Below are 17,436 nucleotides of genomic sequence, written 5' to 3' on the forward strand. Positions count from 1 at the left end.
ATACAGAAACAGGGAGTTCTGGTGCCGAGGGTACTATGTCGATACGGTGGGTAAGAACACGGCGAAGATACAGGACTACATAAAGCACCAGCTTGAAGAGGATAAAATGGGAGAGCAGTTATCGATTCCCTATCCGGGCAGCCCGTTTACGGGCCGTAAGTAACGAAGTTGGATGCAAATGTCAGATCGTGTGCGCCTGTTAGGGCGCGGCTGGTAAGAGAGCCTTATAGGCGCATTTGAAAAACCTCCGGCTATGCCGGAGGATATTTATTTATTGTGTTGATGGGTTAGGAATTGATGGAAAGTAAGAACAAGCTAAAGCGTGGGCTAAGTACCCGCCACATACGCTTTATGGCACTGGGTTCAGCAATTGGCACCGGGTTGTTTTACGGTTCGGCAGACGCCATCAAAATGGCCGGTCCGAGCGTGTTGTTGGCCTATATTATCGGTGGTGTCGCGGCGTATATCATTATGCGCGCGCTGGGGGAAATGTCGGTACATAACCCGGCCGCCAGCTCTTTCTCGCGTTATGCGCAGGAAAACCTCGGCCCGCTGGCTGGTTACATTACTGGCTGGACCTACTGCTTTGAAATCCTTATTGTCGCCATCGCCGATGTGACCGCTTTTGGTATCTATATGGGTGTCTGGTTCCCGACGGTGCCGCACTGGATTTGGGTACTGAGCGTGGTGCTGATCATTTGCGCCGTAAACCTGATGAGCGTGAAGGTATTCGGTGAGCTGGAGTTCTGGTTCTCGTTCTTTAAAGTCGCCACCATCATCATCATGATTGTCGCCGGTTTCGGCATCATCATCTGGGGGATTGGCAACGGCGGGCAACCGACCGGTATTCATAACCTGTGGAGCAACGGCGGCTTCTTCAGTAACGGCTGGCTTGGTATGGTGATGTCGTTGCAAATGGTGATGTTTGCTTACGGTGGGATCGAAATTATCGGGATTACCGCCGGTGAAGCGAAAGATCCTGAGAAATCTATTCCGCGCGCGATTAACTCCGTGCCGATGCGTATTCTGGTGTTCTACGTCGGTACGCTGTTCGTCATTATGTCTATCTACCCGTGGAATCAGGTTGGCACTGCCGGTAGCCCGTTCGTACTGACGTTCCAGCATATGGGGATTACCTTTGCCGCCAGCATCCTTAACTTTGTTGTGCTGACCGCTTCGCTTTCGGCAATTAACAGTGACGTATTTGGCGTAGGCCGTATGCTCCATGGTATGGCAGAGCAGGGCAGCGCGCCAAAAATTTTCAGCAAAACGTCGCGTCGTGGTATTCCGTGGGTCACGGTGCTGGTGATGACTACCGCGCTATTGTTTGCGGTATATCTGAACTACATCATGCCGGAAAACGTCTTCCTGGTGATCGCTTCGCTGGCGACCTTCGCCACGGTGTGGGTGTGGATTATGATCCTGCTGTCGCAAATCGCCTTCCGTCGCCGTTTACCGCCAGAAGAAGTTAAGGCGCTGAAATTTAAAGTACCGGGTGGGGTAGCAACGACCATCGGCGGTTTGATTTTCCTGCTCTTTATTATCGGGTTGATTGGTTATCACCCTGATACGCGTATCTCGCTGTATGTCGGTTTCGCGTGGATTGTTGTGCTGTTGATTGGCTGGATGTTTAAGCGCCGCCATGATCGTCAGCTGGCTGAAAACCACTAATCCTTGCGTTCTGTAAGCCGGTTCAGGAGGAAATCCTGATCCGGCTATTCCGAAAGTTATCCGCCTCCGTCCTCCTCCCCCAAATATCCTTCAGATGATGAGTGATCCTGCATTAGGCTATGGCAAGGTGATCAGATTTTCATCACAGGGGAATTATGATGTTAAATGCATGGCACCTGCCGGTGCCCCCATTTGTTAAACAAAGCAAAGATCAACTGCTCATTACGCTGTGGCTGACGGGCGAAGACCCACCGCAGCGCATTATGCTGCGTACAGAACACGACAACGAAGAAACGTCAGTAGCGATGCATAAGCAGCGCAGTCAGCCGCAGCCTGGCGTTACCGCATGGCGGGCGGCGATCGATCTCTCCAGCGGGCAACCCCGGCGGCGTTATAGTTTCAAATTGCTGTGGCACGATCGCCAGCGTTGGTTTACACCGCAGGGCTTCAGCCGAATGCCGCCAGCACGACTGGAGCAGTTTGCCGTCGATGTCCCGGATATCGGCCCACAATGGGCTGCGGATCAGATTTTTTATCAGATCTTCCCTGATCGTTTCGCCCGTAGTCTTCCTCGTGAAGCTGAACAGGATCATGTTTATTACCATCACGCAGCCGGACAAGAGATCATATTGCGTGACTGGGATGAACCGGTCACGGCGCAGGCGGGCGGATCAACGTTCTATGGCGGCGATCTGGACGGTATCAGCGAAAAACTGCCGTATCTGAAAAAGCTCGGCGTGACGGCGCTGTATCTCAATCCGGTGTTTAAAGCTCCCAGCGTACATAAATACGATACCGAGGATTATCGCCATGTCGATCCGCAGTTTGGCGGTGATGGGGCGTTGTTGCGTTTGCGACACAATACGCAGCAGCTGGGAATGCGGCTGGTGCTGGACGGCGTGTTTAACCACAGTGGCGATTCCCATGCCTGGTTTGACAGACACAATCGCGGGACGGGTGGTGCTTGTCACAACCCCGAATCGCCCTGGCGCGACTGGTACTCGTTTAGTGACGATGGCACGGCGCTCGACTGGCTGGGCTATGCCAGCTTGCCGAAGCTGGATTATCAGTCGGAAAGTCTGGTGAATGAAATTTATCGCGGGGAAGACAGTATTGTCCGCCACTGGCTGAAAGCGCCGTGGAATATGGACGGCTGGCGGCTGGATGTGGTGCATATGCTGGGGGAAGCGGGTGGGGCGCGCAATAATTTGCAGCACGTAGCCGGGATCACCGAAGCGGCGAAAGAAACCCAGCCGGAAGCGTATATAGTTGGAGAGCATTTTGGCGATGCACGGCAATGGTTACAGGCCGATGTGGAAGATGCCGCCATGAACTATCGCGGCTTCACATTCCCGTTGTGGGGATTTCTTGCCAATACCGACATCTCTTATGATCCGCAGCAAATTGACGCCCAAACCTGTATGGCCTGGATGGATAATTACCGCGCCGGACTTTCTCATCAACAGCAACTGCGTATGTTTAATCAGCTCGATAGCCACGATACTGCGCGATTTAAAACGCTGCTCGGTCGGGATATTGCGCGCCTGCCGCTGGCGGTGGTCTGGTTGTTCACCTGGCCTGGTGTACCGTGCATTTATTACGGTGATGAAGTGGGACTGGATGGTAAAAACGATCCGTTTTGCCGTAAGCCGTTCCCCTGGCAGGTGGAAAAGCAGGATACGGCGTTATTCGCGTTGTACCAGCGAATGATTGCGCTGCGTAAGAAAAGTCAGGCGCTGCGTCGTGGCGGCTGTCAGGTGCTGTATGCGGAAGATAACGTGGTGGTATTTGTCCGCGTGCTGAATCAGCAGCGTATACTGGTGGCAATCAACCGTGGCGAGGCCTGTGAAGTGGTGCTACCCGCGTCACCGTTTCTTAATGTCGTGCAATGGCAACGCAAAGAAGGCCATGGGCAACTGACAGACGGGATTCTGGCTTTGCCTGCCATTTCGGCTACGGTGTGGATGAACTAAAGCATCTGTTTTATTTGTTACGTCGTTAGTCACCAGCCCTGACACTACGCAGCGCAAAAAAGCTGCTCAATGTCAGGGCTGAATTTGTTAAATATTTGTCCCGATCGATATGAGCGATTTTTGGTATTCTTTGCCCATGATGTTATGTACAACATGCTCCAGGATAACCCTGTAGTGGAGCAAAGATATGACAATTTCAAATTCGAATTTATTAAAACCGTTTATTACTGGTACTGAGTTGCCACCTTTTAAAGAGGATGTTTTTTCTAAAACAGAAGAACAATTTAAAAAAAGCCCCCATGGCAAATTGCTTTTCATTTCCGGAAATGAAAACTTAGTAAACATTTCAGCGGAAAAAATCGATGAAATAAAAAATAGCAAAGATTTCTTTTCAAATATTGTAAATATAATAATTTTACTCATTAAGCATCCTGATAAAATTCTGCCCATTCTTCATGGTTGTCCTGTAGAGTCCATCGAACTCATTAAGAATGCGAAACGAACGGGGCAATGGTCATATGAGATGACTGATAAGAACGGGCAGAGTATTGAAGTGTCCTATATTTTCACTGATACCATAGATAATAATTATGATGGAAAATTATGCTTAAAAATCTGTAACCCCTGCAACCAAAATGATTCTAGTACACATGAATATAAAATAGATCATCAACAGTTGAAAAATCACATAAGGCAACTTGAGGAGTGGGCCCTTCTTGAAAAGTTTTATGATAACAACGCTTATTATTCTAAACGTACAAAACAATTAGAGAAGAAAATTGCCGATGCGGGGTTTATAGCAGGGAAGGTTAATGCCGATAACTTTAATGTAAAAGAGTTTAAAGACGATATAGCCTCGATGCTTTGTGAACAGCCCCCCATGCGAACACACCAGATATCTTCATCCGGATACTTATCTGCCGATAAAGTACCCGATCTCTATAAGACAAATTTGGAAGACGCGCAGAGAGATCTGAAAACAACACCGGTTGACATCGATGGTGTTAGTCTAAAACCAAAAACTCGGGAAAAAATTGCGGAAAAAATTGCGAAAAAAACTGAGGAAGAAAATGCGAAAAAAATTGCGAAACAAAATGCGAAGACCATTGAGGAGAAGAATAGTGAAAAAAACAAGAAAGAAACAAATCCTGAGGATAATTTTGTCTTAAAATTCTCACCGGAAGAAATCAATGAGATGCTCCTGGATTACAGCGATGAAGAACAAAAAAAATTAAGACCTTTTTTCACTAGTGATCATATCTATTGTTTGTTTGATGCTTTTAGTCAGGGTTTGTATAATGTTGCTCGTAATGGCAGTCCACGGTATGCAGGTTTACTACGTCAAATAGCATCCAAGTGTGCGATATTACAAGATTTTGACCAACAATTGTTCTGGCGCACGTTTTCAGGAGGAGTCTTCCATCGACGTATCTCTGTGAACAGCGAGCCAGAAAAGACAGATGTATGGCGATTCAGTACACAATTTGATTTTCCACATATAAATGACAACGGAGAGTTGTCCAGAACGGTACTCATGTTCGAGGGGGTTGCTGAAAGCAACTTTAAAGATATCGCCAATCATTCCAGCGAATGTTTTTCTTACAGTTGTTATGCCGCCCCGCTGGATGCGAATGCTAAAAAATAGTGACGCCGGAGCTTGAAGTTTCAGAGCGCCTTGCGTGACGCCTGCGCCATCATCCGCGGATAAAACTGCCAGAAGCGGGTTTCGAGGGCGGCATAATGGGCGTTTAAATCGTACCAGGAGTCACGCAGGGCATCCAGACGTGGGCGACGGCTTGCCATGCCGTTTAACACGTTCTGGATGAAATCCATATCGCGATAGCGCACCAGCCACTGCTCTGACCATAAGTAGTTGTTCAGATTGATAAAGCGCGGCGGTGAGTCCGGCAAAATCGTCATCACTTGTTCGCGGGCATAACAGACAAATTCCTGTAGCGGAAAGTCCGGCGACAGCTGCGACCAGTGGCGGGAAAGAAAGTGATCCCACATGACATCCAGGGTAATAGGCGCAACGCGGCGGGTTTCACTACGAAACCATTCCCGTGCTTCGCGGACTTCCGGCAGATTGTCGGTTAGTACATCAATGCGCCGATGCATATGAATGCCAGCCACGACGTCGGGCGGAAAACTTTCTTCAGGATTTCCGCGTACGAAATCAGCCAGTAAATTGCCAGAAAGCGAGCTTTCCGCCAGGTGAGCTAGATGCAGGTGAGCTAAAAAATTCATATACACTTCATCCTTCAAACTGCCTCTTCGTTGGCTGCCTTCACTCACCCCAGTCACTTACTTAATGTAAGCTCCTGGGGACTCATTCAGTTGCCATCTCGATGCATCTTGAATGATTTTGTGTATAGATTATGTCATCCATCAAGGAGGGTAAAGGTTGCAGGGAGAGCGCCCCGGCACTAGACTACCCGCCTCTTATTTTAGTCTGAGTCAGTGTCATGCGCGTTACCGATTTCTCCTTTGAATTGCCCGAATCCCTGATTGCCCACTATCCCATGCCTGAACGCAGTAGCTGTCGTTTACTGTCGCTGGACGGGCCGACGGGCGCGCTGACGCACGGTACTTTCACCGATTTACTCGATAAGCTCAACCCCGGCGATCTTCTGGTTTTTAATAATACCCGCGTGATCCCGGCGCGCCTGTTTGGGCGTAAAGCCAGCGGCGGCAAGATTGAAGTGCTGGTTGAGCGGATGCTCGACGACAAACGCATTCTTGCGCATATTCGCGCCTCGAAAGCGCCAAAACCTGGCGCAGAACTGTTACTGGGCGATGACGAAAGTATCAACGCAACAATGACCGCGCGCCACGGCGCACTGTTTGAAGTTGAATTTAATGATGATCGTTCGGTACTGGATATCCTCAACAGCATCGGCCATATGCCGCTGCCGCCGTATATCGACCGTCCGGACGAAGACGCTGACCGCGAACTTTATCAAACCGTTTATAGCGAAAAACCGGGCGCGGTTGCAGCCCCGACCGCTGGTCTGCATTTTGACGAACCTTTGCTGGAAAAATTACGCGACAAAGGCGTGGAGATGGCGTTCGTCACCCTGCACGTTGGTGCGGGCACCTTCCAGCCGGTGCGCGTCGACACCATTGAAGATCACATCATGCACTCGGAATACGCTGAAGTACCGCAGGATGTGGTAGACGCGGTACTGGCGGCGAAAGCGCGCGGTAACCGGGTGATTGCGGTTGGCACCACCTCGGTACGTTCACTGGAAAGCGCGGCTCAGGCGGCGAAAAACGATCTCATCGAACCGTTCTTTGACGACACCCAAATCTTTATCTATCCGGGCTTTCAGTACAAAGTGGTCGATGCGCTGGTGACGAACTTCCACTTGCCAGAGTCGACGCTGATTATGTTGGTTTCGGCCTTTGCCGGTTATCAACACACCATGAGCGCCTATAAAGCAGCGGTAGAAGAGAAATATCGCTTTTTTAGTTACGGTGATGCGATGTTTATCACGTACAATCCGCAGGCAATTAATGAGCGCGTCGGGGAGTAATTCCGCGGCGCTGGTTTAAAACGTTGGACTGTTTTTCTGACGTAGTGGAGAAAAAATGAAATTTGAGCTGGACACCACCGACGGTCGCGCACGCCGTGGCCGCCTGGTCTTTGATCGTGGCGTAGTGGAAACGCCTTGTTTTATGCCTGTTGGCACCTACGGCACCGTAAAAGGGATGACGCCGGAAGAAGTTGAAGCCACTGGCGCGCAAATTATCCTCGGCAACACCTTCCACCTGTGGCTGCGCCCGGGCCAGGAAATCATGAAACTGCACGGCGATCTGCACGATTTTATGCAGTGGAAAGGACCAATCCTTACCGACTCCGGCGGCTTCCAGGTCTTCAGCCTTGGTGATATTCGTAAAATCACCGAACAGGGCGTGCACTTCCGTAACCCGATCAACGGCGACCCGATTTTCCTCGACCCGGAAAAGTCGATGGAGATTCAGTACGATCTTGGTTCGGATATCGTCATGATCTTTGATGAGTGTACGCCGTATCCTGCTGACTGGGATTACGCAAAACGCTCCATGGAGATGTCTCTGCGTTGGGCGAAGCGTAGCCGTGAGCGTTTTGACAGTCTCGGAAACAAAAATGCGCTGTTTGGTATCATTCAGGGCAGCGTTTACGAAGATTTACGTGATATTTCTGTTAAAGGTCTGGTAGATATCGGTTTTGATGGCTACGCTGTCGGCGGTCTGGCTGTGGGTGAGCCGAAAGCAGATATGCACCGCATTCTGGAGCATGTATGCCCGCAAATTCCGGCAGACAAACCGCGTTACCTGATGGGCGTTGGTAAACCAGAAGACCTGGTTGAAGGTGTGCGTCGCGGTATCGATATGTTTGACTGCGTAATGCCAACCCGCAACGCCCGAAATGGTCATTTGTTCGTGACCGATGGCGTGGTGAAAATCCGCAATGCGAAGTATAAGAGCGATACTGGCCCACTCGATCCTGAGTGTGATTGCTACACCTGTCGCAATTATTCACGCGCTTACTTGCATCATCTCGACCGTTGCAACGAAATATTAGGCGCGCGACTCAACACCATTCATAACCTTCGTTACTACCAGCGTTTGATGGCGGGTTTACGCAAGGCTATTGAAGAGGGTAAATTAGAGAGCTTCGTAACTGATTTTTACCAGCGTCAGGGGCGAGAAGTACCACCTTTGAACGTTGATTAATATTAATAATGAGGGAAATTTAATGAGCTTTTTTATTTCTGATGCGGTAGCGGCAACGGGTGCACCGGCGCAAGGTAGCCCGATGTCTTTGATTTTGATGCTGGTGGTATTCGGTCTGATTTTCTATTTCATGATCCTGCGTCCACAGCAGAAGCGCACCAAAGAACACAAAAAGCTGATGGACTCCATTGCCAAAGGTGATGAAGTTCTGACGAACGGTGGCCTGGTTGGTCGCGTAACCAAAGTAGCGGAAAACGGCTACATTGCTATCGCGCTGAATGACACCACTGAAGTAGTTATTAAACGTGACTTCGTAGCTGCCGTCCTGCCGAAAGGCACCATGAAGGCGCTGTAATTAAAATTTTTCCCTAAGGGAATTGCCGTGTTAAACCGTTATCCTTTGTGGAAGTACGTCATGCTGATCGTGGTGATTGTCATCGGTCTGCTGTATGCGCTTCCCAACCTGTTTGGTGAGGATCCGGCTGTTCAGATCACTGGTGCGCGCGGAGTCGCCGCCAGTGAGCAAACGCTGATCCAGGTCCAGAAAACGTTACAAGAAGAAAAAATAACTGCTAAGTCTGTGGCACTGGAAGAGGGCGCTATTCTTGCGCGCTTCGACTCCACTGACACCCAGCTGCGCGCTCGTGAAGCATTAATGGGCGTTATGGGTGACAAATACGTCGTGGCGCTTAACCTTGCCCCGGCAACGCCGCGCTGGCTGGCAGCTATTCACGCTGAGCCGATGAAGCTCGGCCTTGACCTGCGTGGCGGCGTTCACTTCCTGATGGAAGTGGATATGGACACCGCGCTTGGCAAACTCCAGGAACAAAATATCGATAGCCTGCGCAGCGACCTGCGCGAAAAGGGCATCCCGTATACCACCGTTCGTAAAGAAAACAACTACGGCCTGAGCATCACTTTCCGCGATGCTAAAGCTCGTGATGAAGCCATTGCGTATCTGAGCAAGCGTCATCCGGACCTGGTGATTAGTAGCCAGGGCAGCAACCAGCTGCGTGCGGTAATGAGCGATGCTCGCCTTAGTGAAGCGCGTGAATATGCGGTGCAGCAGAACATTAATATCCTGCGTAACCGTGTAAACCAACTTGGTGTGGCGGAGCCGGTGGTTCAGCGTCAGGGTGCTGACCGTATCGTTGTTGAACTGCCAGGTATTCAGGACACCGCGCGTGCGAAAGAGATTCTGGGTGCGACGGCAACGCTGGAATTCCGTCTGGTAAACACTAACGTTGATCAGGCCGCAGCGGCATCCGGTCGCGTACCTGGCGACTCTGAAGTGAAACAGACCCGCGAAGGTCAGCCAGTTGTGCTGTACAAACGCGTAATTCTGACCGGTGACCATATCACCGACTCCACTTCCAGCCAGGACGAATACAACCAGCCGCAGGTTAACATCTCGCTCGACAGCGCAGGTGGCAACATTATGTCTAACTTCACCAAGGACAACATCGGCAAACCGATGGCGACCCTGTTTGTGGAGTACAAAGACAGCGGTAAGAAAGATGCAAACGGTCGTGCGGTTCTGGTGAAACAGGAAGAGGTGATTAACATCGCCAACATCCAGTCTCGTCTGGGTAACAGCTTCCGTATCACCGGCATCAACAACCCGAACGAAGCCCGTCAGCTGTCACTGCTGCTGCGTGCCGGTGCGTTGATCGCGCCGATTCAGATTGTTGAAGAACGTACAATTGGCCCGACCCTGGGTATGCAGAACATTGAGCAGGGGCTGGAGGCTTGCCTTGCCGGTCTGCTGGTTTCTATTCTGTTCATGATCATCTTCTATAAGAAGTTTGGTCTGATTGCGACCAGTGCTCTGATTGCCAACTTGATCTTGATTGTCGGCATTATGTCGCTGTTGCCAGGCGCAACGCTGAGTATGCCAGGTATCGCGGGTATCGTCTTAACTCTTGCGGTAGCGGTCGATGCGAACGTACTTATCAACGAACGTATTAAAGAAGAGTTGAGCAACGGACGTACTGTTCAACAGGCAATTGATGAAGGTTATCGTGGCGCATTCAGTTCTATCTTCGATGCGAACATCACCACGCTGATTAAAGTCATCATCCTGTACGCAGTGGGTACCGGGGCAATTAAAGGGTTCGCGATTACTACCGGTATCGGTGTGGCGACGTCGATGTTTACCGCGATTGTCGGTACGCGTGCCATCGTAAACCTGCTATATGGCGGCAAGCGCGTCAAGAAGCTGTCAATCTGAGGAGTGCGATGTGGCACAGGAATATACTGTTGAACAACTAAACCACGGCCGTAAAGTCTATGACTTTATGCGCTGGGACTACTGGGCTTTTGGCATCTCTGGTCTGCTGTTAATCGCCGCTATCGTTATTATGGGCGTGCGCGGCTTTAACTGGGGGCTGGATTTCACCGGTGGTACGGTTATCGAAATTACGCTCGAAAAACCGGCTGAAATTGACGTAATGCGTGATGCATTGCAAAAAGCCGGTTTTGAAGAGCCGATGCTGCAAAACTTTGGTAGCAGCCACGACATCATGGTCCGTATGCCGCCTGCTGAAGGCGAAACCGGCGGTCAGGTGCTGGGCAGCCAGGTCCTGAAGGTGATTAACGAATCCACCAATCAGAATGCGGCAGTGAAGCGTATTGAGTTCGTCGGTCCGAGCGTGGGGGCAGACCTTGCGCAAACCGGTGCGATGGCGTTGATGGCGGCGCTGCTGTCTATCCTCGTGTACGTAGGTTTCCGCTTTGAGTGGCGACTGGCGGCAGGGGTTGTTATTGCGCTGGCGCACGACGTTATCATTACGCTGGGTATTTTGTCGTTATTCCATATCGAGATTGACCTGACCATTGTGGCATCGTTGATGTCAGTTATCGGTTACTCGCTTAACGACAGTATCGTGGTATCGGACCGTATTCGTGAAAACTTCCGCAAGATCCGTCGCGGTACGCCTTACGAAATCTTTAACGTGTCCTTGACCCAGACGCTGCACCGTACCTTGATCACATCCGGTACTACCTTGATGGTTATCCTGATGCTGTACCTCTTCGGTGGTCCGGTACTGGAAGGCTTCTCGCTGACCATGCTGATTGGTGTTTCCATCGGTACTGCATCTTCCATCTACGTAGCATCGGCGCTGGCTCTGAAACTGGGTATGAAGCGCGAACACATGCTGCAGCAGAAAGTGGAAAAAGAAGGGGCGGATCAGCCGTCAATTCTGCCGTAATCAAGTTCCCGTTGATGTTGAAAATCCCGGTCAGAAGATCGGGATTTTTTTTGATGTATGGAGATTGCGAAAATCCCCGCATCTTGGGAAACTGCGCGTAACCCTACATTTCATCCAGGTAACTTTTCATGGCTATAATCCCAAAAAACTATGCGCGGTTAGAAAGCGGCTATCGCGAAAAAGCATTAAAAATCTATCCGTGGGTCTGCGGTCGCTGTTCTCGCGAGTTTGTTTATTCCAACCTGCGTGAACTTACCGTTCACCACATTGATCACGACCATACCAATAACCCGGAAGACGGCAGTAACTGGGAGTTATTGTGTCTTTATTGCCACGATCACGAGCATTCAAAATATACCGAAGCAGATCAGTATGGTACGACCGTTATCGCAGGGGAAGATGCGCAGAAAGATGTCGGTGAAGCGAAGTACAACCCATTCGCTGACCTGAAAGCGATGATGAACAAGAAGAAGTGATAAAAACGCAAAATTGCCTGATGCGCTACGCTTATCAGGCCAACGTAATCTCAGCAATGTATTGAATTTACGTGCTTTTGTAGGCCGGATAAGGCGTTTACGCCGCATCCGGCATGAACAAAGCGCACGTTGTTAACAAACTGAAATGCCGGATACAAGATCCGGCATTTCATTCATCAGAAGTTGTAACCTACTACCAGGTAACCACCCCAGCCGGTAGAGCGAACGTTGAAGTTGCCGTTGCCGAAGTTCAGTTCTGCATCGTCGTTCCACTGACCACCGTCGTGCCAGTAACGAGCTACGACAGAGTAGTGCCAGTGATCGTAGTTCAGAGCCAGAATATGGCTGGAAGCGATGGAGTTATTGGTACGGGTCTTAATACCGTTGATTGCATTACCGCTGTCATCCCCTAAATCGGAACCCCAGTCGAAGTTGGTAAAGCCGATGTAGCTCAGCTGACCGCCCCACAGATCGGTAATCGGCACAAAGTATTTAATTTTGAAACGGTAACCGTCCCACTCGTTTTCATTCGCTGCGCCATAGTTCTGCCACTGGTATTTCGCATAGACGTTCATGGACAGGCTCATCGGCAGGCCAGTATCGATATCGGTACCCAGACCCATGTACCAGGTGCTCTGGCGACCATCTTTATTACGACCCATGTCGTAAATGTAGTTGTTCGCGAAGTACCACTCTTTGAACGGACCAAAGCTAAGGTCAGTATTGGTCAGCTTGTCGATGGAGAAACGTGGTTCGATTTCCATAAACAGCGGAGAACCGTGGTTCCAGATACCTTTTGCATCGGAGTTACCGCCGAAGAATACCGGCGCATCCGCATAACCATAGAAGTCGAACCAGTCTTTTTTAGCGAATGCTTCGTACTCAAGGTAGGTATCGTTGCGGATCTGCGGTCCGAAACGGGTGTGATAGCTTCCGACAACGTTAACGCTCTGGTGCCACCAGTCGGAAAGATACTGCGGTTTGTCGTTTTCAGCTGCGTTGACAGTAAAAGACGAAGAGAGCGCCAGTACCGCACCGGCTGCCAGTAATGTTTTTTTCATATGTATGCCACTGTTTGAAAATCCCTTGCGGGAGTGAAAAAGGCGCAAATTGCGTTTCTAAATATTTCGTATACAGAGGAGCCTATTATAAAAATCATTGCTCACAAAAATATGTTTCGTTTCACAGTTCTATCATTTACGTAATCGATTGCGTTCACGTTTACACACATTCGGGCGGGGATTGTACTGACTTTCACCCTTGTTGCAAACTTTTACTATCAATCTGGGTGATGTAAGCAGAGTAACAAAATGACGGGGAAAGATGTTGCGGGACGCACAAAACGCCCCGCGAAACGTTTACTGCATAACAGGTTGAATGTCGTGGATACGTACAAAGCCTAACTGATCCACAGAAATACCCTTTAACTGTAACGGAATATCAACATCGCTGGGGGCGAGGACGCTGGCAGGGGCGTTAATCAATTGATTCTGCACATTGATTTCCTGAAAGTTGTCTATTGTTCCCTGAATTTGCCCATATTCAACAGTTCCGCTGAATGCGGGCAAGGGATCATTCGACTCGCCCTGAATACGTAGCGTCAGGGTGGTGCCATCTGTATCAGGCGTAATATTCACCAGCGACATACGTAAAGTACCGATCTGGCTTTCCAGTCTTGCTGGTGTTTTCGCTCCAGGCAGAAGGTAAACCCCACTGCTGGATTTTGCATTCAGCCTGTTTTGCTGAGTGATTTTGACTGTTTCTTTATCCGGTGCGCCGTAAAACCCCGTCCTTCAGGGCGGGGATATAAGGCGCGGTTTTCCACCTGACCAGGTGTTTGCTGTTGTTCAATGTATTGGCGGATGACGGATATTGGCGCACCTCCGCAGCTACTGGCAAAATAGCCAGGACTCCACAAAACGCCTTTGTAGTAATACCTGACTGCAATATCTGGTCGATCTCGTCGCAGTAACCTACCCGATACGCCTTTGAGGCTGTTTACCAGACTGGATATCGCCAGTTTGGGAGGTTAGTTAATTAACAAATGGACGTGATCTGGTTCGCCATCCATTTCAACCAGTTCAGCTTCAAAATCAGCACATACATTTGAAAAGTAAGTGCGTAGTTTTTCTGTCGCGTCATGGTCAAAAATCTGGCGTCGGTATCTGGTGACAAAGACCAGGTGAACATGCATCAGGAAAACACAATGCCTTCCACGCCGGATATCGGTTTCTTTTTTCATAGACCAAAGTATCATTTGACCTGTGAAACGATTACAGGCATTTAAATTCCAGTTAAGACCAGGTGGTCAACAGGAGTGTGAAATGAGGCGCTTCGCAGGCGCATGTCGTTTCGTTTTCAATCGTGCTCTGGCGCTTCAGAATGAGAATCATGAGGCCGGTAATAAATACATCCCTTACGGGAAAATGGCTTCCTGGCTGGTTGAGTGGAAAAATGCCACTGAAACGCAATGGCTTAAAGATGCCCCGTCACAGCCATTGCAACAGTCACTGAAAGACCTTGAGCGGGCTTACAAAAACTTCTTCCAGAAGCGGGCTGCTTTTCCCCGATTCAAAAAGCGGGGACAGAATGATGCATTCCGCTACCCGCAGGGCGTTAAGCTCGATCAGGAAAACAGCCGTATTTTTCTGCCGAAACTGGGCTGGATGCGCTACCGGAATAGCCGTCAGGTCACGGGTGTTGTGAAAAATGTCACGGTCAGCCAGTCCTGCGGTAAGTGGTACATCAGTATTCAGACAGAAAGTGAAGTATCAACTCCGGTTCACCCTTCAGCATCAATGGTCGGGCTGGATGCTGGCGTGGCTAAACTCGCCACGCTGTCAGATGGCACAGTCTTTGAGCCTGTAAACAGTTTTCAGAAAAACCAGAAGACGCTGGCGAGACTTCAGCGACAGTTAAGCCGCAAGGTCAAATTCAGCAACAACTGGCAGAAGCAGAAACGCAAAATACAGCGACTGCATTCCCGTATCGCAAATATCCGCAGGGACTACCTTCACAAAGTCACAACGACCGTCAGCAAAAACCACGCAATGATAGTCATTGAGGATTTGAAGGTCAGCAACATGTCAAAGTCAGCAGCGGGTACGGTCAGCCAGCCGGGGCGCAATGTCCGGGCAAAATCAGGTTTAAACCGTTCGATACTGGATCAGGGCTGGTATGAAATGCGCCGCCAGCTTGAGTACAAGCAGCTCTGGCGTGGCGGTCAGGTGCTTGCTGTTTCGCCAGCGTACACAAGCCAGCGTTGCACGTGCTGTGGTCATACAGCGAAAGAAAATCGCCTGTCACAAAGTAAATTCAGATGCCAGGTATGTGGATATACAGCGAACGCCGATGTAAATGGCGCTCGTAACATTTTAGCGGCGGGGCACGCCGTTCTTGCCTGTGGAGGGATGGTGCAGTCAGGCCGCCCGTTGAAGCAGGAACCCACCGAAATGATTCAGGCGACAGCCTGAACGTAGCAGGGATCCACGTCCTTCAGGGCGTGGAGGATGTCAATGAGTTGCGTCATCTCCTGGTTCAGCGTGCTGACGCTGTGTTTCATCTGTCGCACTTCGCTTTGCTGCACACAGGCGCTAAGGCTGAACAGGCTTCCCAGCAGGAGCAGTCGAAAAACGTTAGTATTCATAGGTCGTCCCTTTCTCGTCGCAATTAGTCTAATGGTAGAGGGTAAAAGCAGTGAAAGCATCGATCCTTTATCTCAAAAGCGTTGCGCCTTTGTTGTATCGTCAGTTCAGGGTAAAATAGATTTCTGTTAACCACCTGGTCAGGACGCCGTATGCATTGCCCATTCTGTTTCGCCGTGGACACTAAGGTAATTGACTCTCGTCTCGTGGGCGAGGGCTCATCTGTACGCCGCCGTCGGCAGTGTCTGGTGTGTAATGAACGTTTCACCACCTTTGAAGTGGCGGAGCTGGTTATGCCGCGTGTTGTAAAAAGCAACGACGTGCGTGAACCGTTTAATGAAGAGAAATTGCGTAGCGGAATGCTGCGGGCGCTGGAAAAACGTCCGGTGAGTTCCGATGATGTCGAAATGGCAATCAATCATATTAAATCGCAGCTGCGCGCCACGGGTGAGCGCGAAGTGCCGAGCAAGATGATTGGCAATCTGGTGATGGAGCAATTGAAAAAGCTCGATAAAGTCGCCTATATCCGTTTTGCCTCTGTCTACCGCAGTTTCGAAGATATCAAAGAATTTGGCGAAGAGATCGCGCGCCTGGAGGACTAAGCCGTGCAGGACGAGTATTACATGGCGCGGGCGCTAAAGCTGGCGCAACGAGGACGTTTTACCACGCATCCCAACCCGAATGTCGGGTGCGTCATTGTCAAAGATGGCGAAATTGTCGGTGAAGGTTACCACCAACGAGCGGGTGAACCGCATGCCGAGGTACACGCGTTGCGCATGGCTGGCGAAAAAGCCAAAGGCGCAACGGCGTATGTCACACTCGAACCCTGTAGCCATCATGGTCGTACGCCACCGTGTTGTGATGCATTAATTGCTGCGGGCGTGGCGCGCGTGGTTGCCTCGATGCAAGATCCTAACCCGCAGGTAGCTGGGCGAGGGCTATATCGCCTGCAACAGGCTGGTATTGACGTCAGCCACGGCCTGATGATGAGTGAAGCCGAGCAATTGAATAAAGGCTTTCTCAAGCGGATGCGCACCGGCTTTCCTTATATTCAGTTAAAACTTGGCGCATCGCTTGATGGTCGCACGGCGATGGAGAGTGGCGAAAGCCAGTGGATCACTTCGCCTCAGGCGCGACTCGATGTACAACGACTGCGCGCACAAAGTCATGCCATTTTAACCAGCAGTGCCACGGTGCTGGCGGATGATCCGGCCTTAACGGTGCGTTGGTCTGAACTGGATGAACAAACTCAGGGGCTCTACCCGCAACACAATCTCCGCCAGCCGGTACGTATTGTGATTGATAGCCAAAATCGCGTGACGCCGGAACATCGCATTGTGCAGCAGCCCGGCGAAACCTGGTTCGCGCGTACGCAGGAAGATTCTCGTGAGTGGCCGGAAACGGTGCGTACCTTGCTGATTCCAGAGCATAAAGGTCATCTGGATCTGGTTGTACTAATGATGCAACTGGGTAAACAGCAGATTAACAGCATCTGGGTGGAAGCGGGGCCAACGCTCGCTGGCGCATTGCTGCAGGCGGGTTTAGTCGATGAGCTGATTGTCTATATCGCACCTAAACTATTAGGCAGCGACGCCCGTGGATTATGCATACTACCAGGGCTTGAGAAATTAGCTGACGCCCTCCAATTTAAATTCAAAGAGATACGTCATGTAGGCCCGGATGTTTGCCTGCATTTAGTGGGTGCATGATCTCCCGGCTCGAAAGGGAAGCAGCGCACGAA

The 17,436-nt window shown here is 50.3% G+C and carries 15 protein-coding genes and 3 pseudogenes; 13 read left to right on the forward strand and 5 right to left on the reverse strand.

Features of this window, described 5'->3' with window-relative positions:
• The 4 genes from ACJHYD_RS22155 to ACJHYD_RS22170 all read left to right on the forward strand — a co-directional run.
• Nucleotides 1-163, forward strand: a 163-nt coding sequence (locus ACJHYD_RS22155) for an IS200/IS605 family transposase (RefSeq protein ID WP_000329475.1), incomplete at its 5' end; no start/stop codon positions are given.
• 134 nt (nucleotides 164-297) lie between these two features.
• Nucleotides 298-1,671, forward strand: coding sequence for a proline-specific permease ProY (gene proY / locus ACJHYD_RS22160; protein ID WP_001550721.1), 1,374 nt, complete (start codon nucleotides 298-300; stop codon nucleotides 1,669-1,671).
• 155 nt (nucleotides 1,672-1,826) lie between these two features.
• The gene (malZ, locus tag ACJHYD_RS22165; RefSeq protein ID WP_001550722.1) at nucleotides 1,827-3,644 is read left to right on the forward strand and encodes a maltodextrin glucosidase; all 1,818 of its coding nucleotides are present in this window, start codon (nucleotides 1,827-1,829) and stop codon (nucleotides 3,642-3,644) included.
• A 187-nt stretch (nucleotides 3,645-3,831) separates the two neighbouring features.
• Nucleotides 3,832-5,289, forward strand: a complete 1,458-nt coding sequence (locus ACJHYD_RS22170; protein ID WP_001550723.1) for a hypothetical protein — start codon at nucleotides 3,832-3,834, stop codon at nucleotides 5,287-5,289.
• A gap of 20 nt (nucleotides 5,290-5,309) precedes the next feature.
• On the opposite strand, the gene acpH is transcribed toward ACJHYD_RS22170, so the two are convergent.
• The gene (gene acpH, locus ACJHYD_RS22175) at nucleotides 5,310-5,891 is read right to left on the reverse strand and encodes an ACP phosphodiesterase (RefSeq protein ID WP_001009886.1); all 582 of its coding nucleotides are present in this window, start codon (nucleotides 5,889-5,891) and stop codon (nucleotides 5,310-5,312) included.
• A 218-nt stretch (nucleotides 5,892-6,109) separates the two neighbouring features.
• Between acpH and queA the strand changes: the two genes are divergently transcribed.
• The 6 genes from queA (at nucleotide 6,110) to yajD (ending at nucleotide 12,051) form a co-directional block, all read left to right on the forward strand.
• Nucleotides 6,110-7,180, forward strand: a complete 1,071-nt coding sequence (gene queA / locus ACJHYD_RS22180) for a tRNA preQ1(34) S-adenosylmethionine ribosyltransferase-isomerase QueA (protein ID WP_001550724.1) — start codon at nucleotides 6,110-6,112, stop codon at nucleotides 7,178-7,180.
• A gap of 55 nt (nucleotides 7,181-7,235) precedes the next feature.
• Nucleotides 7,236-8,363, forward strand: a complete 1,128-nt coding sequence (gene tgt, locus ACJHYD_RS22185; RefSeq protein ID WP_000667319.1) for a tRNA guanosine(34) transglycosylase Tgt — start codon at nucleotides 7,236-7,238, stop codon at nucleotides 8,361-8,363.
• Between the two features lie 22 nt (nucleotides 8,364-8,385).
• Nucleotides 8,386-8,718, forward strand: coding sequence for a preprotein translocase subunit YajC (gene yajC / locus ACJHYD_RS22190; RefSeq protein WP_000007629.1), 333 nt, complete (start codon nucleotides 8,386-8,388; stop codon nucleotides 8,716-8,718).
• A gap of 27 nt (nucleotides 8,719-8,745) precedes the next feature.
• A complete protein-coding gene (secD, locus tag ACJHYD_RS22195) occupies nucleotides 8,746-10,593 on the forward strand; it encodes a protein translocase subunit SecD (protein ID WP_000934822.1) in 1,848 nt (615 codons plus the stop codon).
• A 10-nt stretch (nucleotides 10,594-10,603) separates the two neighbouring features.
• On the forward strand, nucleotides 10,604-11,575 hold the full coding sequence (gene secF, locus ACJHYD_RS22200; RefSeq protein ID WP_000046637.1) for a protein translocase subunit SecF: 972 nt from the start codon (nucleotides 10,604-10,606) through the stop codon (nucleotides 11,573-11,575).
• Nucleotides 11,576-11,703: 128 nt separating this feature from the next.
• Complete coding sequence (gene yajD / locus ACJHYD_RS22205) at nucleotides 11,704-12,051, forward strand: HNH nuclease YajD (RefSeq protein ID WP_000974813.1); 348 nt, start codon at nucleotides 11,704-11,706, stop codon at nucleotides 12,049-12,051.
• A gap of 176 nt (nucleotides 12,052-12,227) precedes the next feature.
• Here the strand turns inward: yajD and tsx are convergent, their stop codons facing one another.
• From tsx to tnpA, 3 genes and pseudogenes are all read right to left on the reverse strand, one after another.
• Nucleotides 12,228-13,112, reverse strand: a complete 885-nt coding sequence (tsx, locus tag ACJHYD_RS22210) for a nucleoside-specific channel-forming protein Tsx (RefSeq protein WP_001295328.1) — start codon at nucleotides 13,110-13,112, stop codon at nucleotides 12,228-12,230.
• A 297-nt stretch (nucleotides 13,113-13,409) separates the two neighbouring features.
• Nucleotides 13,410-13,820 (reverse strand): annotated as a pseudogene (locus tag ACJHYD_RS22215) (DUF3251 domain-containing protein); the annotation flags it as partial.
• Nucleotides 13,821-13,882: 62 nt separating this feature from the next.
• Nucleotides 13,883-14,308: pseudogene (gene tnpA / locus ACJHYD_RS22220) on the reverse strand (IS200/IS605 family transposase); the annotation flags it as partial.
• Between the two features lie 7 nt (nucleotides 14,309-14,315).
• On the opposite strand from tnpA, the gene ACJHYD_RS22225 reads away from it, so the two are divergent.
• Nucleotides 14,316-15,524, forward strand: a complete 1,209-nt coding sequence (locus ACJHYD_RS22225) for an RNA-guided endonuclease InsQ/TnpB family protein (protein ID WP_024189688.1) — start codon at nucleotides 14,316-14,318, stop codon at nucleotides 15,522-15,524.
• A gap of 44 nt (nucleotides 15,525-15,568) precedes the next feature.
• Here the strand turns inward: ACJHYD_RS22225 and ACJHYD_RS22230 are convergent.
• Nucleotides 15,569-15,697, reverse strand: a pseudogene (locus ACJHYD_RS22230) (DUF3251 domain-containing protein); the annotation flags it as partial.
• 150 nt (nucleotides 15,698-15,847) lie between these two features.
• Here ACJHYD_RS22230 and nrdR point away from each other — a divergent pair.
• Complete coding sequence (gene nrdR, locus ACJHYD_RS22235) at nucleotides 15,848-16,297, forward strand: transcriptional regulator NrdR (RefSeq protein WP_000543535.1); 450 nt, start codon at nucleotides 15,848-15,850, stop codon at nucleotides 16,295-16,297.
• A gap of 3 nt (nucleotides 16,298-16,300) precedes the next feature.
• Nucleotides 16,301-17,404 carry a bifunctional diaminohydroxyphosphoribosylaminopyrimidine deaminase/5-amino-6-(5-phosphoribosylamino)uracil reductase RibD gene (gene ribD / locus ACJHYD_RS22240; RefSeq protein WP_001150479.1) on the forward strand — a complete coding sequence of 368 codons (1,104 nt, stop codon included), beginning with the start codon at nucleotides 16,301-16,303 and terminating at the stop codon, nucleotides 17,402-17,404.
• Nucleotides 17,405-17,436 lie beyond the last annotated feature (32 nt).

Origin of the sequence: Escherichia sp. WS1368 (assembly GCF_046487485.1) — a bacterium.
Lineage (GTDB): Bacteria > Pseudomonadota > Gammaproteobacteria > Enterobacterales > Enterobacteriaceae > Escherichia > Escherichia coli.

What these genes read in the sequence shown, in the direction of transcription:
- proY (WP_001550721.1), top strand. Translation starts at nt 298, where the DNA reads ATGGAAAGTAAGAACAAGCTAAAGCGTGGGCTAAGTACCCGCCACATA.
- malZ (WP_001550722.1), top strand. Translation starts at nt 1,827, where the DNA reads ATGATGTTAAATGCATGGCACCTGCCGGTGCCCCCATTTGTTAAACAA.
- ACJHYD_RS22170 (WP_001550723.1), top strand. Translation starts at nt 3,832, where the DNA reads ATGACAATTTCAAATTCGAATTTATTAAAACCGTTTATTACTGGTACT.
- acpH (WP_001009886.1), bottom strand. Translation starts at nt 5,891, where the DNA reads ATGAATTTTTTAGCTCACCTGCATCTAGCTCACCTGGCGGAAAGCTCG.
- queA (WP_001550724.1), top strand. Translation starts at nt 6,110, where the DNA reads ATGCGCGTTACCGATTTCTCCTTTGAATTGCCCGAATCCCTGATTGCC.
- tgt (WP_000667319.1), top strand. Translation starts at nt 7,236, where the DNA reads ATGAAATTTGAGCTGGACACCACCGACGGTCGCGCACGCCGTGGCCGC.
- yajC (WP_000007629.1), top strand. Translation starts at nt 8,386, where the DNA reads ATGAGCTTTTTTATTTCTGATGCGGTAGCGGCAACGGGTGCACCGGCG.
- yajD (WP_000974813.1), top strand. Translation starts at nt 11,704, where the DNA reads ATGGCTATAATCCCAAAAAACTATGCGCGGTTAGAAAGCGGCTATCGC.
- tsx (WP_001295328.1), bottom strand. Translation starts at nt 13,112, where the DNA reads ATGAAAAAAACATTACTGGCAGCCGGTGCGGTACTGGCGCTCTCTTCG.
- nrdR (WP_000543535.1), top strand. Translation starts at nt 15,848, where the DNA reads ATGCATTGCCCATTCTGTTTCGCCGTGGACACTAAGGTAATTGACTCT.